The sequence below is a fragment of the Halomonas sp. KM-1 genome (genome assembly GCF_000246875.1).
GTDB lineage: Bacteria > Pseudomonadota > Gammaproteobacteria > Pseudomonadales > Halomonadaceae > Halomonas > Halomonas aerodenitrificans.
Genome location: NZ_BAEU01000044.1, coordinates 1 through 21,611 on the forward strand (window position 1 = coordinate 1; position 21,611 = coordinate 21,611).

Here is a 21,611-nt window from a genome sequence, read left to right on the forward strand (position 1 = left end):
TGGCGAATCAGCGCAATGGCGCTGAGCAGCGCCAGGGCCAGGGCACAGCCCAGCATGACCCAGGCGCCGAGCGTGGCCAGGGTGCGGGGATGCATGCCGACGGCGAAGCCGCGGCCGCCGTAGGTGGGCACGACCCAGGTGAGCAGCAGCACCGCGAGGGCGGCGACGCCCAGGCCAGACCAGAAATTCATGCGTAGCGAATCAGACATAGTGGAGCGAACAGGTTATTTATCGGTGAGTGGGCAGCGAGCAGCGTTTTTTCTTGAATTAGGGCTTGTCGCTAAAAACTTTTGCTGAGTTGTGCTCAGACACAGCACCCTATGCGCTGGTGGAATCCGGCTCAATCCATTGGTTCGACGTTTAATCAACGCAGACGAATGAGTTCCGACGGAGAGACATTGGCTATGTTGGTGGAAGCTGGCGATCCAACATGGTGCATGACTGGAGAAATTGCACCACCGTGGAGCGAAAAAAACCTGAAAATCGCCCGGCTACATGATGCAACACGCTGCCGCCACAGAGTGGTGCACGCCATCAGGCGGCTTTTTATAATTAGCACAGTAGGTTGCGTGCCGCTGGGGCATTGATGGTGCAAGTTGGCACGCAACCTGCATTAGGTTGGCCAGCGCCATGTTCGTGCATGGTGAACGTGGGCAGGAAATCTGCCGCGTGCTACAACACATGCTGGAATGAACCAGCGCAGTGGACTTCAGCCAAAACGAATCGAGCTACCGCTCAAACGGAGGACACAATGTCAGCCAAGACTCTCGCCCTGATCGAAGAACATGATGTGAAGTGGGTGGACCTGCGTTTCACCGACACTCGGGGTAAGGAACAGCATGTCACCATTCCGGCCCGCGACGTGAACGAGGAGTTCTTCGAGAACGGCCAGATGTTCGATGGCTCCTCCATCCATGGCTGGAAGGGCATCAACGAGTCGGACATGATTCTGCGCCCGGAAGACGGCACCGCCTTCCTCGACCCGTTCACCGAAGATTCCACCCTGGTAGTGCGCTGCGACATCATCGAGCCGGCCACCATGCAGGGCTACGAGCGCGACCCGCGCTCCATCGCCAAGCGCGCCGAGGCCTACCTGCAGTCCACCGGCCTGGGCGACACCGCCTTCTTCGGCCCCGAGCCCGAGTTCTTCATCTTCGATGAGGTTCATTGGAAGGCCGACATCGAAGGCGCCATGTACAAGATCACCTCCGAAGAGGGTGCCTGGTCTACCGATCGCCAGCTCGAAGGCGGCAACCTGGGCCACCGTCCGCGGGTCAAGGGCGGCTACTTCCCGGTGCCCCCGGTCGACAGCTTCCATGACATCCGTGGCGCCATGTGCAACACCCTGGAAGCCATTGGCCAGACCGTCGAGGTGCATCACCACGAGGTGTCCAACGCCGGCCAGAACGAGATCGGCGTGAAGTTCAACACCCTGGTGAAGAAGGCCGACGAAGTCCAGGAAATGAAGTACGTGATCCACAACGTGGCCCACGCCTACGGCAAGACCGCCACCTTCATGCCCAAGCCGCTGGTCGGCGACAACGGCAGCGGCATGCACGTGCACCAGTCGTTCTGGAAGGACGGTCAGAACCAGTTCGCCGGCGACCAGTACGCTGGCCTGTCCGAAATGGCGCTCTACTACATCGGCGGCATCATCAAGCACGCCCGTGCCCTGAACGCCTTCACCAACGCTTCGACTAACTCCTACAAGCGTCTGGTGCCGGGCTTCGAGGCGCCGGTCATGCTGGCCTACAGCGCCCGTAACCGCTCTGCCTCCATCCGTATCCCGTACACCGCGAGCCCCAAGGGCAAGCGCATCGAGGCCCGTTTCCCGGACCCGACCGCCAACCCCTACCTGGCCTTCGCCGCCATGCTGATGGCCGGTATCGATGGCATCAAGAACAAGATCCACCCCGGCGACGCCATGGACAAGAACCTCTATGACCTGCCGCCGGAAGAGGGCAAGAAGGTGCCGACCGTGGCTCACAGCCTGGATCAGGCCCTGGAAGCCCTGGACAAGGATCGCGCCTTCCTCACCGAAGGTGGCGTGTTCACCGATGACATGATCGATGCCTACATCGAGCTGAAGATGGAAGACGTCGAGCGTATCCGCATGACTACGCATCCGATCGAGTTCGACATGTACTACAGCTGCTAAGCAGCCGCCGCGTCCGGTGGCACTGCCGCCGGCCCGCCGCGAAAGGCCCCGCTTTGCGGGGCCTTTTTTGTATACTAGGCGAACGTTTCGTCACACGTGCCCAGCAAGGGGGATCGACCCATGCTCAAGCTGATCGTGCCGTGCCTGCTGGGAGTGCTGGTGGCGCATTCGGTGCAGGCCACGACCATCTATCGCACCACCGATGCCCAGGGCAACGTGATCTTCACCGACGATCCCAATCGCGGGGGCGAGCCGGTCCAACTGGCGCCGTTGACCGTGATCCCTGCGCGTAGCGAAGGGCGGCAGGCCGAGCCGCCGCGGGTCGAGGGAACTGCCCCGCGGGCGAGTCAGTCGCCGGGCCAGCCGTTCATGCCCTACGACACCTTCCGTATTCGCTCGCCGGAGCACGGGGGCGACCTTCCCGGCAGCTACGCCGGCAACCTGCAGGTCGAGCTGGCCATCGTGCCGGCGCTGCGCCCCGACCACCGCGTGAGGCTGCTCGTCGACGGGCAGGTGAGCCAGACCGCCATGCATACCAGTGCCTTCATGCTGACCAACCTGCCCCGCGGCGAGTACGTGTTGCAGGCCGAGTTGCTCGATGCCCAAGGGCAGATACGCCACCGTACGGCACCGGTCTCGCTCTACGTGCAGCGCTCCAACGCCACGCTGCCTCAGGGTGGCGGCGGCTGAGCGCCTTCTGCTGCATCGCTCGTCCAAAGGGCCGCCACGATGTCATCGCCAGTAGAGTTGCCCCGATATAGGTAGGATGTCGCACCATGATGGGTGGGGCGTGCGCTTTCTTCGCTGGCGCTTTTCGTCTGCTCGCACCATTATGGTGCATAGGTGGGTGCAGCATCCGCCCCGAAACGGCGCTATATCGCCCTTGTGAGGGTTGGCGCGCTTCTTGCTTGCTTCTTGTGTAGGGGCAGGTAAAGCCGAGGGGAGATGCCGCTGCGGCGACGAGCAGGGCATGCGCCATGACGATGCAAGCAGCCCCCTTCATTCTGCGAGAAAAGGTCGAAAATGTATCGACGCCTGATGGAACATCTCACCACGGCGGTGCTGCTGCTGGACGATGAGCTGCAGTTGAGCTGGATGAATCCGGCGGCTGAGGCCTTGCTGGCGGTCAGCCTGGGGCGGGTCAAGGGGCACAGCCTGGCGGCACTGCTGGTCGAAGACGACGGCATGGGCGAGGTGCTGGCCAAGGCGCGGGACGACCAGCATCCCTTTACCCAGCGCGAAGTGCGTCTGGCGCTGCTGGGCGGCACCGTGGTGACCATCGACTACACGGTCACGCCGCTCTCTGCGGCCGAGCTGCTGGTGGAAATGGAGCCGCGCGACCGCTTGCTGCGGATTTCCCGTGAGGAAGCCCTGCTCAACCGTCAGGAGGCGATCAAGGTGCTGTCGCGTGGGCTGGCCCACGAGGTGAAGAACCCGCTGGGCGGCATCCGTGGCGCCGCTCAACTGCTGGAGCGTGACCTCGACGACCCCGCCCTGCGGGAGTTCACTCATATCATCGTCGAGGAGGTCGACCGTCTGCGCGACCTGGTCGACAGCATGCTGGGACCGAACAAGCTGCTGCGTCACGAGCCGCTGAACGTGCACAAGGTGCTGGAGCGGGTGCGTACGCTGCTTTCCGCCGAGACGCCGGGGGTGAGAATCGAGCGCGACTACGACCCCAGCCTGCCGGACTTTCCCGGTGACGAGGCGCAGATGATCCAGGCGGTGCTCAACGTGGCGCGCAACGCGGTGGAAGCGATGACCGAAGCCGGTACCGAAGCGCCTAGCCTGCTGCTGCGTACCCGTGCCCGTCGCCAGTTCACCCTGGGCGCCGAGCGTCATCGCCTGGTCTGCGAGGTGGCCTTGATCGACAACGGCCCCGGTGTTCCCGAAGCCCTGCAGGAAACCCTTTTCTACCCCATGGTATCGGGGCGTGCCGACGGCAGTGGACTGGGACTGTCCATTGCCCAGGGCATTCTGCATCAGCATCAAGGACTGATCGAATGCGAGTCCCGCCCCGGTCATACCGAGTTTCGTCTGCTTATTCCACTGGAGAAGCGCCATGACTGATGTCGCACGTGTCGCGGTGGTCGACGACGACCGCGCCATTCGCTGGGTGCTGGAGCGCGCCCTGGCTCAGCCCGACCTCGAGGTCGAGTGCATCGACCGGGCCGATATGGCGCTCAGCCGTCTTCTCGACGATCCCCCCGACGTGCTGGTCACCGACATCCGCATGCCGGGTATCGACGGCCTGGACCTGATGTCGCGGGTTCGCGAGGTGCATCCCGATCTGCCGGTCATCGTCATGACGGCCCATTCCGACCTCGACAGTGCCGTGGCCTCCTACCAGGGAGGTGCTTTCGAATACCTGCCCAAGCCCTTCGACGTCGACGAGGCGCTGGCTCTGGTACGCCGTGCCGTGGCCCATGCCCGCGAGCGCAAGCGGCCGGTGAGCGTACCCGAAGGGCTCTCCGCCGAGATCATCGGCGAGGCGCCGGCCATGCAGGAGGTGTTTCGCGCCATCGGCCGTCTGTCGCACTCGCACATCACCGTACTGATCAACGGCGAGTCGGGCACCGGCAAGGAGCGGGTGGCGCGCGCCCTGCATCAGCACAGCCCGCGCGCGGCCCACCCGTTCATCGCCCTGAACATGGCGGCCATCCCGCGGGATCTGATCGAGTCCGAGCTGTTCGGTCACGAGAAGGGGGCCTTCACCGGCGCCACCGCGCAGCGCCAGGGACGCTTCGAGCAGGCCAACGGCGGCACGCTATTCCTCGACGAGATCGGCGACATGCCGGCCGAGACCCAGACGCGGCTGCTGCGGGTGCTGGCCGACGGCGAATTCTACCGTGTCGGCGGTCATACCCCGGTCAAGGTCGACGTGCGCATCATTGCCGCCACGCACCAGAACCTGGAGGCGCTGGTGGAGGACGGTCGCTTTCGCGAGGATCTCTTCCATCGCCTCAACGTGATTCGTGTCCATCTGCCCAAGCTCGCCGAACGGCGCGAGGACATTCCCCGACTGGCGCGGCACTTCCTGGCCGAGGCGGCCAAGGAGCTCGCCACTGACGTCAAGGTGCTGACCAAGGATGCCGAGACCCACCTGACCCGGCTGCCGTGGCCAGGCAACGTGCGACAGTTGGAGAATACCTGCCGCTGGCTGACGGTAATGGCCTCGGGGCGTGAGATCCTGGTCGAGGACCTGCCGCCGGAGCTGCGCCAAGGAGAGGGCGGCGAGGCGCCCAGCGGCGACTGGCGTGCCGCCTTCCGCGACTGGGCCGACCGCGCCCTGGCCGCCGGCCACACCCATCTGCTGGAAGAGGCGGTGCCGGACTTCGAGCGCATCCTGATCGAGACGGCGCTGAAGCACACCGGCGGGCGCAAGGGCGAGGCCGCCGAGCTGCTGGGCTGGGGGCGCAACACGCTGACGCGCAAGCTCAAGACCCTACTGCCCTCGCTGGCGGAAGACTGAGCTGGGCACGGAAATCTGTGGTGGACCGCAGTACTCGCTGCGGGTGACAAGCGCCCGGTGCTTTGCCAGGGCGCCGGGCCTGTACATGTGCGCAAAGGATCGTAACCGAGCACCCAAACTCCCTTACCTGTCGTCGGACGCCGCTGAACTAAGGTGAGTTCAGGTCATTCGCTTTCGCAGGCAGTCAAAGACAGGGAGAGAGTCATGAAAGCGCTGTGTTGGCACGGCAAGAACGATATCCGCTACGAAACGGTTCCCGACCCGCAGATCGAACATCCACGCGATGCCATCATCAACGTGAGCAGCTGCGCCATCTGTGGCTCCGACCTGCATCTGTTCCACCACTTCATTCCGGCCATGGAATCGGGCGACGTGGTGGGGCACGAGTTCATGGGTGAGGTGATGGAGGTCGGCAGCGAGACCCGTGAGCTCAAGGTCGGCGACCGTGTCGTGGTGCCCTTCACCATCACCTGCGGCGAGTGCGAGCAGTGCCGGCGCGGCAATTTTTCCCTCTGCGAACGCTCCAACCGCAACAAGGCGCTGGCCGACAAGGTCTTCGGCCATGCCGGGGCCGGTCTGTTCGGCTACTCGCATCTCACCGGCGGTTATGCTGGCGGCCAGGCAGAGTACGTGCGCGTGCCCTTCGCCGACACCACCCACGTCAAGGTGCCCGACAACCTGAGCGATGAGCAGGTGCTGTTCCTCGGCGACATCTTTCCCACCGGCTGGCAGGCCGCAGTGCAGTGCGACATCGAGCCCACCGATACCGTAGCCATCTGGGGCGCGGGACCCGTCGGCCAGTTCTGCGTGCGCAGCGCCGTGCTGCTGGGTGCCGAGCAGGTGGTGGTAATCGACAACGTGCCCGAGCGCCTGGCCATGGCTGAGGCCGGCGGGGCGATCGCGATCAACTTCGACGAGGAGAGCGTGCTCGCCCGCCTGCAGGAGCTGACCCGGGGCAAGGGGCCGGAGAAGTGCATCGACGCGGTGGGGCTGGAGTCTCACGTGCCGCGCTCCCTCGATTCGGTCTACGACCGCTTCAAGCAGGCGATGATGCTGGAGAACGACCGCGCCCACGTGCTGCGCGAGATGATCTACGTCTGCCGTCCCGGCGGCATCCTGTCGATTCCCGGCGTCTACGGCGGCTTGATCGACAAGGTGCCCATGGGGCCGCTGATGAACAAGGGCCTGACGATGCGTACCGGCCAGACCCACGTCAAGCGCTGGACCGACGAGCTGCTGGGTCTGATCGACGAAGGGCAGATCGACCCTTCCTTCGTGGTGACCCATAGCGTCGGGCTGGAGCAGGGACCGGACATGTACAACACCTTTCGCGACAAGCAGGACGGCTGCGTGAAGGTGGTGCTCAAGCCTTGAGCGACTTGCGCCGGATGCAGAAACCGACATGGAGGTGAACAGATGAATCTCGACCGGAGCCATTCGTTGCAGGCCAGCGACAGGCTGGCACGTGGTCTCGGCTGGCTGGGCATCGGGCTGGGGCTCTACCAACTGCTGGCGCCGCGCAGCGTGACCCGAGCGCTGGGCGTCGAAGGGGCGGAAGCCATCGTGCGTCTTTGCGGGGCACGCGGTGTGGCCACCGGCATCGGTGCGCTGACCGAAAATCCCAAGCCCGCGCTGTGGGCGCGCAGTGCCGGCGATGCGCTGGATGTGGCGGCGCTGCTGGCCTTGTTGGCCGACCGCGACCATCCCAAGCACGGCAGCGTCAAGCTGGCGCTAGTGGTGGTGGGGGCAAGCGCCGCGGTGAGCCTGTATTGCGCTCAGGACCAGACCCGACGTCACGCCTACCAGGCCGGACGCACACCCGACTACAGTGGTCGCAGCGGCTTTCCTCAGGGCGTGGAGCTTGCCCGCGGCGCGGCGGCGCGCCAGGCTGGTCTGCCGTCACGCCCTGCGGCGCTGCCTTCGCCGGCACGCTCACCGGGACCCCGTCTACAGGCCACCACCGTGCGCCAACGCGATACCAGCGGTTATATCAAAGGTAGCGACTACGACTACTGAGCTGGCGTTTACACCTGACGAAAAATGCAGGCCGAGCTTCATGAGGCTCGGCCTGTCGCATTGTTGAAGCGCAGCGACAATGGTCATGCCGCCCATGGCAGTGCCAGAATGGAGGCTTCAGGAGGAAGCCCATGACCCAGATGCATTGGCAGCAGTTGCTCGACCCCTCACGGCTGCACGGCAAGCCCACCAGCGGGCGGGACGAGATCGGGCGCAGCCCGTTCCACAAGGACCATGACCGCATCGTTTTCTCCGGTTCGTTCCGGCGGCTCGGGCGTAAGACCCAGGTCCATCCGTTGACCGACAACGACCATATCCATACCCGCCTGACCCACTCGCTGGAGGTAGGCTGCGTAGGGCGCAGCCTGGGCATGATCGTCGGCGAGCTGCTGCGCGAGCGGCTGCCGAAATGGATCACTCCCGCCGATCTCGGCGTGATCGTGCAGGCCGCCTGCCTGGGGCACGACATCGGCAACCCGCCCTTCGGTCATGCCGGCGAGTACGCCATCCGCGACTGGTTCAAGCGCGCCGAGGCGGACGGCAGCGGGCTGCTGGAAGGACTTTCCGAGCGCGAACGCGCCGACCTGCTGACCTACGAAGGCAACGCCCAGGGCTTTCGCATCGTCACCCAGATCGAATACAACCAGTTTCGCGGCGGCATGCGTCTCACGGCGGCGACCCTGGGCACCCTACTCAAATACCCCTGGACGGTGGAGCACGGCGGCAGCGCCGGCAAGTTCGGCTGCTACCAGTCGGAGCGCCCACTGCTCGAGGACGTGACCCGCTGTCTGGGTCTGCTGCCCCGCGGTGAAGGGCGCTGGTGCCGCCATCCACTGGCCTGGCTCGTCGAAGCGGCCGACGATATCTGCTATGCGCTGCTCGATCTCGAAGACGGTCTGGAGATGGGCATCCTGCGCTTCGAGGAGGTCGCCGAGGTGCTGCTGCAGATCGCCGGCGATGCGCCGTCGGACTACGCCCGCATGGCCCGCGACGGCGTCTCCCAGCGGCGGCGCATCGCGGCGCTGCGCGGTGCTGCCATGGAGCGGGCGGTCAACGACGTGGGCGCCGTCTTCGTCGAACACGAGAACGCCTTGCTCAACGGCACGCTCGAAAGTGACCTGCTCGAACTCTGCCACCCCGACCTGGGCTGGGGCGTGGCCGCGGCCAAGCAGCTGGCTCGTGAGCGCATCTTCCAGAACGAGCGCAAGGCCAAGCTGGAGATCGGCGCCTACACTACCTTGGGCATCCTGCTCGAAGCCTTCATCGGCGCCGCCCATGAGCTGCACTTCAGCGGACAATCGAGCTTCAAGCATCAGCGGGTGCTGGCGCTGATCGGCGAGAACACCCCGCGTCCTTCCTGGCCGCTGTACGACAGCTACCGGCGCATGCTCGACTTCATCGGCGGCATGACCGACCACTACGCCGTCGACCTGGCCCAGGAGATGGGCGGACGGCTCAGGGGCGACTGAGCCGGGGGAAGAGAGAGTGAAAGAAAGGTGAAGGGTGAAAAAAGCTCAGATCGAGGGTTCGCTCAGCCCCGGGTTACGGTCCAGCTCGGCGGCACGCTCGATCAGGGCCTCGATCACCCTGTCGTGCAGTTCGCCGTCGAGCTCGCCGAGGCGCCGCTCGCTGAGCTGCTGGGAGAGCGACTCACCGCTGACGACCATCAGCCCCTCTGGGGTGCCGGCGCAGGTGATGTCCCAGCCGGGTAGGGTGAGCACGCCCATGACCGGTACCGGCTGGCCGCAGCGCTGCTCCAGCCAGCCGGCCAGCCAGTGGGAGGCGCGTAGTGTCTTGAGGATGGGTCGATGCTCGCTCCAGCCCGGGAAGCGCAGCCGCTCCGGTTCGACGGTCACCACATTGATCTCGCGTCCGTCCGCGGTGAACGGCCGCGTGCGGGCGCGAGTCTCGACCACGAAGACGCCGTGAGGGGTGATGGCGACGTGGTCGATGATGTCGGTATCCGTGGGCACGTCGTGGAAGACGAAGTAGGGATGCGCCTCGGGACTTACCATGCGCTCCAGTTCCTGACCCACGGCCAGGTCGCAGGCCAGCCCCAGCTTGATGCGCCGGATGTGCTGGAAGTCGCGAATCAGCAGGAAGCAGTAGACCAGCACCAGCACCGTGCTCAGCGCACCGTACAGCGCCCATTCGACCCAGTTCTGACGACTGGCGAAGAGCATGCGGCCCATGCCGTAGACCAGTGGCGCCAGGGTCAGGATGGGCCCCAGGGCGCCGTTGAGAAACAGCGTGGCAAAGGCACGGTCGAGCCGATTGCGCAGGGCCTGGCCGGGCTCTCTCAGGGGACGTGCGTTGAACGGCGAGCGAACCCGGGCATCGTGCAGGTTGCGCAAGGCGATGACGATGACGGCCATGGCCCCGAGCGGGAAGAGGAAGATGAGTGGCAGCAGGTATTCCAGCCAGGCCATGGGTTCGTCCTTGCCGGTGGGAGTCACGTGAGCGTGACATTCTAGACAACCTGAGGCGCCCGGAGCCATCTTCGGTACCGTGTCTTCAGTACCGTGTCTTCAGTACCATGTCTTCAGTACTGGGTCTTCGGTACAGAGGCGTATGCGCCGCAGCATGACGGATAGATGATGAACGATACACGACAGCCAGCCGGGACAGAAGCGGTCGAACGCCTGCGCGAGTTTCTGGTGCGTTATTCCAGCCTGGCGGTGCTCACCGGTGCCGGGGTCAGCACCGACAGCGGCATTCCCGCCTACAGGGATGAAACCGGCGCGTGGAAGTGCGCGCCGCCCATGCAACATCAGCAATTCATGGGCAGTGCGGCCGCCAGGCAGCGCTATTGGGCGCGTGCGCTGGTGGGCTTTCGTACCCTGCATGGCGCTCGCCCCGGCGCTGCCCATCGGGCCCTGGCATACCTGGAGCAGGCCGGCGTGGTGAGTGGCGTCATCACCCAGAACGTCGATGGACTGCATCAGAAGGCCGGTTCGCGCAACGTCATCGACCTGCATGGACGCGCCGAACAGGTACGCTGCATGGGCTGCGGGGCACTGCGCATGCGCCATGACCTGCATGCCGAACTCGCCGAGCGCAATCCCGAATGGCTCGAGCACGAGGCCGAAGTGCGTCCCGATGGCGATGCCGCACTCGAAACCGATTTCTCCACCTTCGAGGTGCCCGGCTGCTCGCGTTGCGGGGTAGGGATCTGGAAGCCCGACGTGGTGTTCTTTGGCGACAGCGTGCCCAGAGAGCGCGTCGAGCGGGCCCGGGCACTGGTCGAGGGAGCCGAAGCCCTGCTGGTGGTGGGCTCGTCGTTGATGGTCTATTCCGGCTATCGCTTCGCCCGGCAGGCCAGCGAGGCCGGCCTGCCGATCGCCTGCCTCAACCGCGGGCGCACCCGCGCCGATGCGCTTTATGCGCTCAAGCTAGAGGCGCCGATCGGGCAGGTGCTCGAAGCCGCCGCGCTCGCGTTTACGGGCGTGGCTCGAGCGGCAGGCTGACCGGGCCTCGGCCGCCAGCCGGCATCTCCGCCGGTTCCGGCGTGATGTGAGTGATGCGACCCTGCTGGCGTAGCTCGGCGGCCAGTCGCGGCGCGCTGGCGGCCTCTAGAGTGCGTCGGTCGAAGCGCAGCGCCGCAGGCCACGGGCCGGCCCCGCTTGGCGTCGCCCGCGTTTCCGCCAGGGTTCCCCCGGCATCGCTCAGCCAGACGCGCAGCTCGGCATCCTGGGCAAGCTCCACGCCGCCTGGCGGCTCGACCTGAACGTCCAGGTCGGCGAACTCGGGAGTACCGGCGCAGCCCGCCAGCATCAGCAGCGTCAGCGCAGCGATGCCGATACGGTGATGGCGCACAGCGCTCAGCAGGGAATTTCGTGCAACAGCCATGTCCTCTCCTCGTTCAGCCACCGGCAAGCTTGACGGTAAAGCCCTGGCGCTCGAGCTCGGCCTTCAACAGTTCGCGGTGATCGCCCTGGATCTCGATGATGCCGTCCTGTAGCGAGCCGCCGGTTCCGCAGCGCTTCTTGAGTGTCTTGGCCAGCGCCTTGAGCTCGTCGGCGGGCAGCGGAATACCGCTGATGGTGGTGACTCCCTTGCCCTTGCGACCGCTGGTTTCGCGGCGAATGCGAACGACACCGTCCAGCGCTGCGAGACGCTCCTGCTCGGCAAGCTCGCTGCAGCGACAGTCGGCCTGGGGCTGGCGACAGCCGGGGCACATGTCGCCGTGCTCGGTGGAGTAGACCAGGCCGCGCAGCTGGTCCTGCAGTGAAGCCATGAGAGCTCCTGACATTTTGGGCAGCATGGGTGGAGAGGCGATGATAACGTCCCTGGGAAGGATCTGCCTATGGTCAGGGTGGCAGGATACGCCCTGGCGGCGTCATGTCTCGCAGTGCCGTTGGCGGATCAGCGGGCGTAGGCGAGCTGCCGGCTCTCCAGAGCCCGGGTGTGAGCCAGATTCTCGATCACGGTGGGCAGCTGATACATGCTGCTGATCATGATGGCGCCTTCGGGGGTTTCCTCGGCATCGGGAAAGCGATTCAAGTGAACCACCGTCATGCCGGCATCGAGCGCGGCCTTGACGCCGACCAGGGCATCGTCGATGGCAATGCAGTCTTCGGCATCGAAGCCCATAGCCGCGGCGGCATGAAGATAGAGACGGGGGTCGGGTTTCCAGCAGTTGGCGCTATACGCGCTGAAGAGATGCGCGCCGAAAAAGTCGCCGAAGCCGATGGCATTCAAGGAGGTACGGATCTTGTTCTCGGGCCCGTTGGAGACCACGCCGCAGGGGTAGTCGATCAAGGCCATGAGAGCTTCGCGAGCCCCGGTGATGGCGGTGAGTTCGGTTTCGAGGCGCCGATTGAGATTGCTGCGCATCTCGGTTTCGGTCTCGGCTAGATGCAAAGGGTCGACGCTGCCGTAGCGCTCCTCGAGTGCCGCCACGATATTGCGGAAGCGGCTGCCACGAAATTCGCCGATGTAGTCGCTGGCCTGGAAGGGCAGCCCCAGCCGGGTCAGGCTGGTCGCCATCTCGGCGGCCAGCAGGGGTTCGCTGTCGACCAGCGTGCCATCACAATCGAAGAGCAGGCAAAAAGGGCGAATCATACCGAACTTCCTTCGCAGTCTTATGACTGTCGAGCTTGGATACCTCTTGTATCGGCATGCAGGGCTTGAAATTTAGGCCGCCGCATGTTTGCGAACGCTGTTTCCTAAGTATTGCGCTAAAGCACGCCATATTCAAGTCCCTGAGTAACATCGCGTCGCAGCCTGCAATGCGCCAGTTAGCGGGGCCTTTGCCTGCTGGGAGTGTGCCTGCCTAGAACAGACCCATGTGTCATAACGCACCACATCTGGGGCGCTTTTCAGCTGTCGTTCTGGTCTTCTTGAATTGATTTATATTCTTGTATTTAAAGATATTTTTACTTTTTTTGGCGCAGCTTGGCCCGATGCATGCAGCTTCCAGGGTGAGCAGGACATGCCGGTGGGACTCAGCCAAACGAGCAACGCTAGCTCCCCGGTATGACGTGAAGCCTCGGCTTCGATAGGAAAACTCACGTTCAACTCCTTTGGAGGTGCGAACATGATGTCCAAGGAATTTCTCAAGAAACTCGGCATTGTCGGTATCACTGTTGGCCTGAGCGCCAGCCCGCTGGCCTTTGCTGATTTCCATGACGAAGAGGACGACCAGGGTGCAGTGCCGCAGGAGACCGTACCGGGTGAGGATGCCGGTGCAGGTGCTGACATGGGCACAGACATGGGCGCTGGTGAAGGCGAAGCTGGGGCCGGTGCTGGCACAGATGCAGGCGCTGGTGTCGGGGCCGGGGAAACTGGTGCAGATACCGGTGTAGGCGCCGGTGCCGAAGGCGACACTGGCTTCAACGGTGACGACGGCTTCGACGCCGATGATGAATGGGAAGAAGAGAACGAAGAGGAAGAATGGGAAGAGGATGATGACGACCAGGATTGGTAAGGCCTGATGCCCAGGGATGGGCAGTCGCTGTCAAGGAAGATGGCGACGTCATCTGAAGGTTGAAACATTCAACCTCCTCGGAACCGCCCCCGGCACTGCCGGGGGCGGTTTTGTTTATGTCCGATTATATCGCCGGGTGCAAAGTTAATGAGGCGTTATTTCTCGACTGTTCGTGAGCATAGGCTAAGTGGCCCTGACACGGTCATTTTGTGCCCATGTGCCATATTTCTCCACCGTCTCGGTTTCTTCACGATCTCATTGATGTGCTTTGAGTCATTATAAATTGCTGTTTTTAATGTGCTTTTCTTTATATTTGGCAGGTTGGCCTGCATCTCGCTTTATACAAAGGGCCGATCGGAATCACTGTCACAGGGGTTTCGAATCATTCAGGAAAGCAGTTCAAACTTCGCTGGAGGTACGAACATGATGTCCAAGGAATTCCTCAAGAAGCTCGGTATCGTCGGTATTACTTTTGGCCTGAGTGCCAGCCCGCTGGCCATGGCCGGTTTTGATGAAGAAGAGCAAGAGGGCCAGGATACCTTCCCTGAAGAGACCGCTCCGGAAACCAGCGGCCAGGCTCCCGTGATCGATGGCATTGAGTACGAGAACGAGGAGGAAGAGTGGGACGCTGACGAGTGGGAAGAGGAGAACGAAGAGGAAGAGTGGGAAACCGCTGATGACGAGTGGGAAACCGAAGATGAAGAGGAAGAGTGGGAAACCGATGAGGACGATGACCAGGATTGGTAATCGCCTGAGCGGGTAGTTCCCCTCTTGTCGCCCCCGGCCAAGGCCGGGGGCGACTCGTTTCTGCCGCAAAAACGGCTCAGATCCAGCCGAGCCACTCCCACCAGAGATAGTTCAGCGGCCACAGCAACAGCACGCTGAGCAGGGCCGTGATCAGGCACAGCCTGGCGGTCTCGCGCAGGGAAATGCGTGCCGCCAGGATGCCGACGATCAAGGGCGGTGCCTGATAAGGCAGCAGCACCGTGGAGAACCCCACCACCTGGGTCATGTAGACAGCCTCCGGCGTCCAGCCGGTGATGGTGGCGAGCCCCGGTGCCATGGGGGTCAGGATGGCGGGGATACCCGGTAGCGTGACCAGCGTGCCAAGTACCATGGCAAGCCCCGAGAGCATGCCGAAGGCAGCGGCATCGGTGGCCTCGCGCAGCGGCAGCACCGAGAGCAGGCTGCCTGCCACTCGCTCCCCCAGGCCGCTGTGGAAGGCCAAGGCACCGAGGCTGACGATGCCGGCGACGTAGAGAAACGAGTCGAAGCTGATCGACTGCAGGGGGTTGGCGCCCATCAGGCGGCTGCCGGGAAACAAGCAGACCAGTGCCACCAGCATGCCGATCCAGGCCGGGGAGATGCCGTGCCAGGCATCGCTCATCCACAGCAGCACTGCCACCGAGAGCAGCGCTGCCAGGCCGAGTTCGGGGCGTGAGAGACGGGGCCTCTCGGTAACCGAGTCGCTGTGCCTGGGCGCGTGTGCCGGGTAGAGCCACAGCATCACCGCGATCAGCAGCAGCGTCTTGAGCAGTCCCAGCACCGGGAAGTGCAGCAGCAGGTACTCGCTGTAGTTGGGCGGCGTGCCCAGTACCGCCTCGGCGGCACCCATCAGCACGTTGTTGGGCACGTTGGCGGGCAGGATGGCGTAGGTGGGCAGGAAGGTGCCCATCATGCCGCCGAGAATCAGCCCGGTGCGGCCCTTGTCGCCGGGTTCGTAGCCCAGATGGTCGGCCAGGGTGGTAAGTATCGGCACCATCAGCAGGATGCGCCCCATGCCGGATGGCATGAAGAAGGCCATCGCCAGACCCAGCAGAATCACCCCGATCAGCGCGCGCCGATAGGAACCCTCCAGCCAGGGGCCGACGCCCCGGGCAAGCGTATTGCCGAGCCCCGTGTACTGAATCGCCGCCCCGATGATCAGCCCGGAGAACACCAGCCAGGTCGCCGCCGAGCCGAAGCCGGCGAAGACGATGTCCGCCGAGGCCACCCCGGCCACGGTACACAGAGTGAAGAACACCAGCGCCGTCAGCCACTGCGGCAGCCAGCCGGTCGCCCACAGCCCGATGCACAGCCCGATCACCGCGCCGGCTCTCACCAGCAGCGGCAGCTCGGGGCTCAGCAGCAGAAAAAGGGTCACCGCGACCGTGGCGAAGAGGGAGATCCACTGGCGCGGGGTAGGCAAGGACTTGGCGGCGGCAGGCATGCGGACTCCGGTCTCGGACAAGACCGGAGAGTTTAGCAGGCGAAGTAATGAGCGGTCATGTTCGCCGGCCTGTCTGTGGGGTCAGGGGCTACTTGGCTCCACCGGGTCGGCCTGCTCCGGTCCTTCGTCCTCGATGATCTCGCCGCCGGGAGCGATCAGGTACCAGCGGCCACCCATGTGATCCATGCCCTGGCCGAGTGCATCGCTGGGGTAGACGTCACGGGCGAAGAAATAGAGTGGCCAGCCGTCGTAGGTGACCTGCCGCGTGCCGTCGTCACGTTCGATCGTACCCAGGCGCTCGGCATCGACATGCTCGCCGGCGGCGGGCGCTTCCTCGGTGGTGTAGGGCGGCCAGGCAATGGCACAGGTCTCGTAGCAGGTGGAGTACTCGCCGCCTTGCTCATCCTGCTCGAACATGTAGAGGCTCTTGCCGTTCTGGTTGGTCAGGTAGCGGCCGAAGGGCTCCTGCTCGCCGACTTCCACCCTGGCCTGATCGATGGGGTCGGGTCTTGCATCGAGCTGCTGTTCCGATTCCTCCGGATGCATGCCTTCTACCTGGGCCGGGTCGTCGCCGTTGGTGTCGGCGCTCTCCGGCGCAGCGAAAGCCGAGGCGGTGACGAGCGTTGCGGCCAGGATGCCTCCGGTCAGCGTGCGTGACTTCATGTCGACCTCTCCTTGGCAACTGCCTCTTCACTGTAGGTAGGCCCTGGGCCGCCATGCAAGTCAGCGTCGCCTGGCGAGCCGCCGCGAATTGGCACTGCTGCGGCGGTGGTAAGGCGCCATGGTGCGTCGACCGGTGTGCCACCAGGGATTGCTCTGGCCAAAGGCCATCTGCAGCATCGCCTTCTGGATCTCGAAACCGGTTTCCAGGCCGGCCTCGAGCTTTTCGGTCACCATGCGCTGATTCTCTCTGAGCATGCGGGCGCTGGTAGGGGACTGGGTTTGCCACAGCCCATGGCGCATGGTGATGGTGGAGAGTGACGTCGACCAGAGTTCGAATGCCATGATGCCGAGCTTCCATACGTCCATCATGGCGGCGGGGTTGAGCGGGACCAGCGAGTAGGGCGTCATCGTCTTCATACCAGGCCTCCTTGTGCGGGGTAACTCTCGCGACTACTCTCGCGACTATGCGCCCGAACATTGTTGCGCTGCAATAACCTGGGTTGTGCGGTAGGCAAAGCGGCCACGCGAGGGAATGTCAGCGAGGGCGAATGAAAAAGGCGGCCCACCGGGGCCGCCTGTCGTTGTCGAATGCTGCGGGATCACTTCACCTTCGGGTCCAGCTCGCCGCGGGCGTAGCGCTCGTACATCGCTTCGAGGCTGATCGGCTTGATGCGGCTGGCATTGCCGGCGGTGCCGAAGGCCTCGTAACGGGCGATGCAGATGTCGCGCATGGCCGTGACGGTCTCCTTGAGGTACTTGCGCGGGTCGAACTCGCCCGGGTGCTTGGCCAGGAAGCGACGCACCGCACCGGTGGAGGCCAGACGCAGGTCGGTGTCGATGTTGACCTTGCGCACGCCGTACTTGATGCCCTCGACGATCTCCTCGACCGGCACGCCGTAGGTTTCGGGGATTTCGCCGCCGAACTCGTTGATCACGGCGAGCCACTCCTGGGGCACCGAGGAGGAGCCGTGCATCACCAGATGGGTATCGGGGATGCGCGCGTGGATCTCCTTGATGCGCTGGATCGACAGCGTGTCGCCGGTGGGCGGCTTGGTGAACTTGTAGGCACCGTGGCTGGTGCCGATGGCGATGGCCAGGGCGTCGACCTGGGTCGCCTTGACGAACGCGGCGGCCTCTTCCGGGTCGGTCAGCAGCTGGTCGTGGGAGAGCACGCCCTCGGCGCCGATGCCGTCCTCTTCGCCGGCCATGCCGGTCTCCAGGCTGCCCAGACAGCCCAGCTCGCCCTCCACCGAGACGCCGCAGGCGTGGGCCATCTCAACGGTGCGACGGGTGACGTCGACGTTGTAGTCGTAGTCCATCGGGGTCTTGCCGTCCTCGCCCAGCGAGCCGTCCATCATCACCGAGGAGAAGCCGAGCTGGATCGAGCGCTGACACACCGCCGGCGAGGTGCCGTGGTCCTGGTGCATCACCACCGGGATGTGGGGGAACTCCTCCACCGCGGCCAGGATGAGATGGCGAAGGAAGGGCGCGCCAGCGTACTTGCGCGCGCCGGCGGAGGCCTGGACGATCACCGGGGAGTCGGTGGCGTCGGCCGCTTCCATGATGGCGCGCATCTGCTCGAGGTTGTTGACGTTGAATGCCGGAATGCCATAGCCGCGCTCGGCGGCGTGGTCCAGCATCTGGCGCATGCTGATCAGTGCCATGATCTCACCTGTTCTGTTTCGATCTATCTGGGGGACTAGGGGCTGCCGCCCGGCATGGCCGAGCGGTAGCGGGTCGGGTCAGTGTGCAGCGTCTTCCAGCGCCTTCACCGCCGGCAGCACCTTGCCCTCGACGTACTCGAGGAAGGCACCGCCGCCGGTGGAGATGTAGGAGACCTGCTGCGCGATGTCGTACTTGTCGATGGCGGCCAGGGTGTCGCCGCCGCCGGCGATGGAGAAGCCGTTGCTCTCGGCGATGGCGCGCGACAGTGCCTCGGTGCCCTTGCCGAACTGGTCGATCTCGAACACGCCTACCGGGCCGTTCCAAAGGATGGTGCCGGCGTCCTTGAGCAGGCCGGCCAGTCGGCCCGCGGTGTCGGGGCCGATGTCGAGGATCATCTCGTCGTCGCTTACCTGATCGACCGGCTTGACCACGGCTTCGGCCGATTCGGAGAACTCGGTGGCCACCACCACATCGGTGGGCAGCGGGATCTCGACTTTGGCCATCAGGGCCTTGGCCTGGGCGACCAGGTCGGCTTCATACAGCGACTTGCCCACGTTGTGGCCTGCCGCGGCGATGAAGGTGTTGGCGATGCCGCCGCCGACGATGAGCTGGTCGCACTTGGCGGAGAGGGCGTTGAGCACCTCGAGCTTGGTCGAGACCTTGGAGCCGCCTACGATGGCGACCATGGGGCGCTTGGGCGTGGCCAGCGCCTTCTCCAGGGCATCGAGCTCCGCGGCCAGCAGCGGTCCGGCGCAGGCCTGCGGGGCGAAGCGTGCCACGCCGTGAGTGGAGGCCTGGGCGCGGTGGGCGGTGCCGAAGGCGTCCATCACGTAGATGTCGCACAGGGCGGCATACTGCTGGGCGAGAGTCTCGTCGTCCTTCTTCTCGCCCTCGTTGAAGCGTACGTTCTCGAGCAACACCACTTCGCCTTCGGCCAGATCCTGGGCGGTGTCGAGATAGTCCTCGACCAGCCGCACCGGGCGTCCGAGCAGTTCGCCGAGGCGCTCGGCCACCGGCGCCAGCGAGAACTCCGCGGCCGGTTCGCCTTCGGTGGGGCGCCCCAGGTGGCTCATCAGCATGACCTTGGCGCCGGCTTCCGCGGCTGCCTTGATGGTCGGCAGGCTGGCCCGCAGACGGGCGTCGCTGGTCACCTTGCCGTGCTTGACGGGTACGTTCAGGTCCTCGCGGATCAGTACTCGCTTACCTTGCAATGCCAGGTCGGTCATCTTGAGCACGTTCATCGGGCGTCTTCCTTTCCTTGATTGAGGGAAACCGAAGCCGGGTCAGCGGCTCGCCGCGGGTAGCACCGCCAGGCGCTGGGCGACGTCGAGCATGCGGTTGGCGAAGCCCCACTCGTTGTCGAACCAGCACAGCAGCTTGATCAGGCGTTTGCCCGCCACCCGGGTTTGAGTGGCGTCAACGATACCCGAGCGGGGGTCGTGGTTGAAGTCGATCGAGGCCATGGGCTCCTCGGTGTAGCCGAGCAGGCCGGCCAGGGGGCCGTCGCTGGCCTCGCGCAGCAGGGCGTTGACCTCGGCGGCGGTGGTGTCGCGGCGTACGCAGAGCGACAGGTCCATGGCCGAGACGTTGATCGTCGGCACGCGCATGTGCAGACATTCGAAGCGTCCGGCCAGGTGCGGCATCAGGCGGTTGATGCCGCGGGCCAGGCTGGTGTCGACGGGCACGATGGAGTGCATCGCCGAGCGCGTCAGGCGCAGGTCGGTCTGGTGGTAGGCGTCGATCACCGGCTGGTCGTTCATCGCCGAGTGCACGGTGGTGGTAACGCCGTGCTCGATGCCCAGCGCCCGGTCGAGTACCGTGAGCACCGGCACCAGGCAGTTGGTGGTGCACGAGGCGGCCGAGACGATGCGGTGCTCGGCGGCCAGTTCGCCGTCGTTGATACCGCAGACGATGGTGGCGTCGACGTCGCTCTCGGCGGGCTGGGAGAACAGCAGCCGTCCGGCCCCGGCGGCAAGATGCGCCTCGGCGGTGGCGCGATCCTTGAAGCTGCCGGAGCACTCCAGTACCAGGTCGATGCCGAGTTCTGCCCAGGGCAGGCGGCTTGGCTCCGGCTCGGTGAGAATCGTGATGGACGAGCCGTCGACGATCATGCGATCCCCGGCGGTCGTCACCTGCCCCGGGAAGCGACCGTGGGTGGTGTCGTAGCGGGTCAGGTAGGCGATGGTGTCCAGGTCGGAGAGCTCGTTGATCGCCACCACTTCCAGCGCCTGGGCGTCGGGCCGGTTCAACTGCCGCTCCAGCAGCGCGCGCAGCACGCACTGACCGATACGACCGTAACCATTGATGGCGATGCGCTGGGCCATGGGGCGGGGAACTCGCTCTTGCCGACGGAAAGCGGCGATTCTAGCGCATCTGGGCATTTTTTTCCCCTTGTGATCCGCGCTCCCGTCGCTGGCTCCGCTTGGCCAGATCAGGCCTGTCGCAGCTCTTGAAAAAGGGCGCCGAGACCCTATTGAAACGATACGGCACAGCAGGTTTCGGCCTATGTGTCGTGTCTAGATGACCTTACCTGTCAACGATCTGCCAAGCGTAGGAGGTGTTCGATATGTTCGGAGATCTCAAGCGTTTCGATAATGGCATCGGCTCGGGCCTCGACTGGTTCCGCCCGTGGCTCGATGAGATCTTCCAGGAGGGTGCCGCGGACATCCGCTCGGTGCCCCGCGGCAGCTTCCCGATGATCAACGTCGGACGCACCGACGATGCCGTTCGCGTGTACGTGCTCGCCGCCGGCCTGGCCCGGGAGGATCTCGACATCAGCGTGCAGGATAACGTGCTGACCCTGCGCGGGCGGCGCGATGCCCTGCCGGGAGAGAAAGCGGGCGATCGCAAGCGGCCTTGCTTCCGTCGTGAGCGCTTCGACGGCGAATTCGTGCGCTCCATCAGCCTGCCCGACGGCATCGACGTGGAGCGTGCCGAGGCGCGCTGTCATGACGGGGTGTTCGAGATCCATCTGCCCAAGCGAGAGGAGCTCAAGCCGCGTCGCATCGATGTCCAGGCGGCATGAGTCGCTTCGATGTCACGATTGCGTCAAGTCAGTGCATTGGAGGTGATGAACATGAATGAAGTCACTCGTCATGAGGCGCAGGCCAGTGTGCCGGCGCGCGAGCGGCGTAGCCGGGCAATGCGGCCACCCGTGGATATCTATGAGGAGAACGATGCGCTGTTCGTGGTTGCCGACATGCCAGGGGTCACTCCCGAGGGGCTGAACGTGGAGGTCGATGGCAATCTGCTCAGCATCGAAGGCGAGATTCGCATCGACATGCCCGAGGGCCTGTCGGCCACTTATGCCGAAGCTCAGGCGCAGCGCTACGAGCGGCGCTTCACGCTCAGCCACGAGATCGATACCGCTGCCATTGAGGCGCGCCTGGAAAACGGCGTGCTCCATCTGCGATTGCCGAGGAAGGAGAGGCACAGGAGCCGACGCATAGAGATACAGGCTGCATGATGCGAAGCACCCTTTCCTTGTGAAAGGGCGCTT

Annotated in this window: 22 protein-coding genes and 1 pseudogene; 12 read left to right on the forward strand and 11 right to left on the reverse strand. The window is 64.5% G+C overall.

All coding sequences use genetic code 11. From position 1 onward, the window contains the following. Positions 1-191: pseudogene (locus B8115_RS03635) on the reverse strand (hypothetical protein); the annotation flags it as partial. 560 nt (positions 192-751) lie between these two features. On the opposite strand from B8115_RS03635, the gene glnA reads away from it, so the two are divergent. The 7 genes from glnA to B8115_RS03670 all read left to right on the forward strand — a co-directional run bounded on the left by glnA (position 752) and on the right by B8115_RS03670 (position 9,115). After that, on the forward strand, positions 752-2,158 hold the full coding sequence (gene glnA / locus B8115_RS03640) for a glutamate--ammonia ligase (RefSeq protein WP_010626397.1): 1,407 nt from the start codon (positions 752-754) through the stop codon (positions 2,156-2,158). Between the two features lie 120 nt (positions 2,159-2,278). Then, positions 2,279-2,848 carry a DUF4124 domain-containing protein gene (locus B8115_RS03645; RefSeq protein ID WP_010626398.1) on the forward strand — a complete coding sequence of 190 codons (570 nt, stop codon included), beginning with the start codon at positions 2,279-2,281 and terminating at the stop codon, positions 2,846-2,848. Between the two features lie 333 nt (positions 2,849-3,181). After that, positions 3,182-4,228, forward strand: a complete 1,047-nt coding sequence (glnL, locus tag B8115_RS03650; RefSeq protein WP_010626399.1) for a nitrogen regulation protein NR(II) — start codon at positions 3,182-3,184, stop codon at positions 4,226-4,228. Further along, the gene (gene ntrC / locus B8115_RS03655; protein WP_010626400.1) at positions 4,221-5,630 is read left to right on the forward strand and encodes a nitrogen regulation protein NR(I); all 1,410 of its coding nucleotides are present in this window, start codon (positions 4,221-4,223) and stop codon (positions 5,628-5,630) included. Before glnL ends, ntrC begins: the two co-directional genes overlap by 8 nt. 204 nt (positions 5,631-5,834) lie before the next feature. After that, entirely contained in the window at positions 5,835-7,004 is a 1,170-nt protein-coding gene (locus tag B8115_RS03660; protein ID WP_010626401.1) for a zinc-dependent alcohol dehydrogenase, read from the forward strand. Positions 7,005-7,046: 42 nt separating this feature from the next. Continuing rightward, a complete protein-coding gene (locus B8115_RS03665) occupies positions 7,047-7,646 on the forward strand; it encodes a hypothetical protein (RefSeq protein ID WP_010626402.1) in 600 nt (199 codons plus the stop codon). A 131-nt stretch (positions 7,647-7,777) separates the two neighbouring features. Continuing rightward, on the forward strand, positions 7,778-9,115 hold the full coding sequence (locus B8115_RS03670; RefSeq protein WP_010626403.1) for a deoxyguanosinetriphosphate triphosphohydrolase: 1,338 nt from the start codon (positions 7,778-7,780) through the stop codon (positions 9,113-9,115). Positions 9,116-9,160: 45 nt separating this feature from the next. Here B8115_RS03670 and B8115_RS03675 read toward each other — a convergent pair whose 3' ends face one another. Next, positions 9,161-10,075, reverse strand: a complete 915-nt coding sequence (locus tag B8115_RS03675) for a nuclease-related domain-containing protein (protein ID WP_010626404.1) — start codon at positions 10,073-10,075, stop codon at positions 9,161-9,163. 165 nt (positions 10,076-10,240) lie between these two features. Here B8115_RS03675 and B8115_RS03680 point away from each other — a divergent pair, with 165 nt between their 5' ends. Continuing rightward, entirely contained in the window at positions 10,241-11,113 is an 873-nt protein-coding gene (locus B8115_RS03680; RefSeq protein WP_010626405.1) for an NAD-dependent protein deacetylase, read from the forward strand. Here the strand turns inward: B8115_RS03680 and B8115_RS03685 are convergent. The 3 genes from B8115_RS03685 to B8115_RS03695 all read right to left on the reverse strand — a co-directional run bounded on the left by B8115_RS03685 (position 11,085) and on the right by B8115_RS03695 (position 12,710). Continuing rightward, positions 11,085-11,495: a YbaY family lipoprotein gene (locus B8115_RS03685; protein WP_010626406.1), complete on the reverse strand. Its 411-nt coding sequence runs from the start codon at positions 11,493-11,495 to the stop codon at positions 11,085-11,087. The genes B8115_RS03680 and B8115_RS03685 overlap by 29 nt on opposite strands. A gap of 13 nt (positions 11,496-11,508) precedes the next feature. Further along, on the reverse strand, positions 11,509-11,883 hold the full coding sequence (locus B8115_RS03690) for a translation initiation factor Sui1 (RefSeq protein ID WP_010626407.1): 375 nt from the start codon (positions 11,881-11,883) through the stop codon (positions 11,509-11,511). A 128-nt stretch (positions 11,884-12,011) separates the two neighbouring features. Continuing rightward, positions 12,012-12,710, reverse strand: coding sequence for an HAD family phosphatase (locus B8115_RS03695; protein ID WP_010626408.1), 699 nt, complete (start codon positions 12,708-12,710; stop codon positions 12,012-12,014). A gap of 475 nt (positions 12,711-13,185) precedes the next feature. Here B8115_RS03695 and B8115_RS23550 point away from each other — a divergent pair, with 475 nt between their 5' ends. Next, positions 13,186-13,575, forward strand: a complete 390-nt coding sequence (locus tag B8115_RS23550) for a hypothetical protein (RefSeq protein ID WP_010626409.1) — start codon at positions 13,186-13,188, stop codon at positions 13,573-13,575. A gap of 423 nt (positions 13,576-13,998) precedes the next feature. Then, positions 13,999-14,322, forward strand: coding sequence for a hypothetical protein (locus B8115_RS03705; RefSeq protein ID WP_010626410.1), 324 nt, complete (start codon positions 13,999-14,001; stop codon positions 14,320-14,322). Positions 14,323-14,398: 76 nt separating this feature from the next. Here the strand turns inward: B8115_RS03705 and B8115_RS03710 are convergent, their stop codons facing one another. The 6 genes from B8115_RS03710 to B8115_RS03735 form a co-directional block, all read right to left on the reverse strand. Further along, positions 14,399-15,784 carry an SLC13 family permease gene (locus B8115_RS03710; protein ID WP_010626411.1) on the reverse strand — a complete coding sequence of 462 codons (1,386 nt, stop codon included), beginning with the start codon at positions 15,782-15,784 and terminating at the stop codon, positions 14,399-14,401. 81 nt (positions 15,785-15,865) lie between these two features. Beyond that, positions 15,866-16,447, reverse strand: a complete 582-nt coding sequence (locus B8115_RS03715) for a hypothetical protein (protein ID WP_010626412.1) — start codon at positions 16,445-16,447, stop codon at positions 15,866-15,868. Between the two features lie 60 nt (positions 16,448-16,507). Further along, positions 16,508-16,864 carry a hypothetical protein gene (locus B8115_RS03720; protein WP_010626413.1) on the reverse strand — a complete coding sequence of 119 codons (357 nt, stop codon included), beginning with the start codon at positions 16,862-16,864 and terminating at the stop codon, positions 16,508-16,510. Positions 16,865-17,046: 182 nt separating this feature from the next. Next, complete coding sequence (fba, locus tag B8115_RS03725) at positions 17,047-18,111, reverse strand: class II fructose-bisphosphate aldolase (RefSeq protein WP_010626414.1); 1,065 nt, start codon at positions 18,109-18,111, stop codon at positions 17,047-17,049. Positions 18,112-18,189: 78 nt separating this feature from the next. Next, on the reverse strand, positions 18,190-19,353 hold the full coding sequence (locus tag B8115_RS03730; RefSeq protein ID WP_010626415.1) for a phosphoglycerate kinase: 1,164 nt from the start codon (positions 19,351-19,353) through the stop codon (positions 18,190-18,192). 42 nt (positions 19,354-19,395) lie between these two features. Further along, positions 19,396-20,436, reverse strand: coding sequence for a type I glyceraldehyde-3-phosphate dehydrogenase (locus tag B8115_RS03735; RefSeq protein ID WP_010626416.1), 1,041 nt, complete (start codon positions 20,434-20,436; stop codon positions 19,396-19,398). Positions 20,437-20,678: 242 nt separating this feature from the next. Between B8115_RS03735 and B8115_RS03740 the strand changes: the two genes are divergently transcribed. Beyond that, the gene (locus B8115_RS03740; RefSeq protein ID WP_010626417.1) at positions 20,679-21,137 is read left to right on the forward strand and encodes an Hsp20/alpha crystallin family protein; all 459 of its coding nucleotides are present in this window, start codon (positions 20,679-20,681) and stop codon (positions 21,135-21,137) included. Positions 21,138-21,188: 51 nt separating this feature from the next. After that, a complete protein-coding gene (locus B8115_RS03745; protein WP_010626418.1) occupies positions 21,189-21,578 on the forward strand; it encodes an Hsp20/alpha crystallin family protein in 390 nt (129 codons plus the stop codon). The last annotated feature ends 33 nt before the right edge of the window (positions 21,579-21,611 follow it).

What these genes read in the sequence shown, in the direction of transcription:
- glnA (WP_010626397.1), top strand. Translation starts at nt 752, where the DNA reads ATGTCAGCCAAGACTCTCGCCCTGATCGAAGAACATGATGTGAAGTGG.
- B8115_RS03645 (WP_010626398.1), top strand. Translation starts at nt 2,279, where the DNA reads ATGCTCAAGCTGATCGTGCCGTGCCTGCTGGGAGTGCTGGTGGCGCAT.
- glnL (WP_010626399.1), top strand. Translation starts at nt 3,182, where the DNA reads ATGTATCGACGCCTGATGGAACATCTCACCACGGCGGTGCTGCTGCTG.
- ntrC (WP_010626400.1), top strand. Translation starts at nt 4,221, where the DNA reads ATGACTGATGTCGCACGTGTCGCGGTGGTCGACGACGACCGCGCCATT.
- B8115_RS03660 (WP_010626401.1), top strand. Translation starts at nt 5,835, where the DNA reads ATGAAAGCGCTGTGTTGGCACGGCAAGAACGATATCCGCTACGAAACG.
- B8115_RS03665 (WP_010626402.1), top strand. Translation starts at nt 7,047, where the DNA reads ATGAATCTCGACCGGAGCCATTCGTTGCAGGCCAGCGACAGGCTGGCA.
- B8115_RS03670 (WP_010626403.1), top strand. Translation starts at nt 7,778, where the DNA reads ATGACCCAGATGCATTGGCAGCAGTTGCTCGACCCCTCACGGCTGCAC.
- B8115_RS03675 (WP_010626404.1), bottom strand. Translation starts at nt 10,075, where the DNA reads ATGGCCTGGCTGGAATACCTGCTGCCACTCATCTTCCTCTTCCCGCTC.
- B8115_RS03680 (WP_010626405.1), top strand. Translation starts at nt 10,241, where the DNA reads ATGATGAACGATACACGACAGCCAGCCGGGACAGAAGCGGTCGAACGC.
- B8115_RS03685 (WP_010626406.1), bottom strand. Translation starts at nt 11,495, where the DNA reads ATGGCTGTTGCACGAAATTCCCTGCTGAGCGCTGTGCGCCATCACCGT.
- B8115_RS03690 (WP_010626407.1), bottom strand. Translation starts at nt 11,883, where the DNA reads ATGGCTTCACTGCAGGACCAGCTGCGCGGCCTGGTCTACTCCACCGAG.
- B8115_RS03695 (WP_010626408.1), bottom strand. Translation starts at nt 12,710, where the DNA reads ATGATTCGCCCTTTTTGCCTGCTCTTCGATTGTGATGGCACGCTGGTC.
- B8115_RS23550 (WP_010626409.1), top strand. Translation starts at nt 13,186, where the DNA reads ATGATGTCCAAGGAATTTCTCAAGAAACTCGGCATTGTCGGTATCACT.
- B8115_RS03705 (WP_010626410.1), top strand. Translation starts at nt 13,999, where the DNA reads ATGATGTCCAAGGAATTCCTCAAGAAGCTCGGTATCGTCGGTATTACT.
- B8115_RS03710 (WP_010626411.1), bottom strand. Translation starts at nt 15,784, where the DNA reads ATGCCTGCCGCCGCCAAGTCCTTGCCTACCCCGCGCCAGTGGATCTCC.
- B8115_RS03715 (WP_010626412.1), bottom strand. Translation starts at nt 16,447, where the DNA reads ATGAAGTCACGCACGCTGACCGGAGGCATCCTGGCCGCAACGCTCGTC.
- B8115_RS03720 (WP_010626413.1), bottom strand. Translation starts at nt 16,864, where the DNA reads ATGAAGACGATGACGCCCTACTCGCTGGTCCCGCTCAACCCCGCCGCC.
- fba (WP_010626414.1), bottom strand. Translation starts at nt 18,111, where the DNA reads ATGGCACTGATCAGCATGCGCCAGATGCTGGACCACGCCGCCGAGCGC.
- B8115_RS03730 (WP_010626415.1), bottom strand. Translation starts at nt 19,353, where the DNA reads ATGAACGTGCTCAAGATGACCGACCTGGCATTGCAAGGTAAGCGAGTA.
- B8115_RS03735 (WP_010626416.1), bottom strand. Translation starts at nt 20,436, where the DNA reads ATGGCCCAGCGCATCGCCATCAATGGTTACGGTCGTATCGGTCAGTGC.
- B8115_RS03740 (WP_010626417.1), top strand. Translation starts at nt 20,679, where the DNA reads ATGTTCGGAGATCTCAAGCGTTTCGATAATGGCATCGGCTCGGGCCTC.
- B8115_RS03745 (WP_010626418.1), top strand. Translation starts at nt 21,189, where the DNA reads ATGAATGAAGTCACTCGTCATGAGGCGCAGGCCAGTGTGCCGGCGCGC.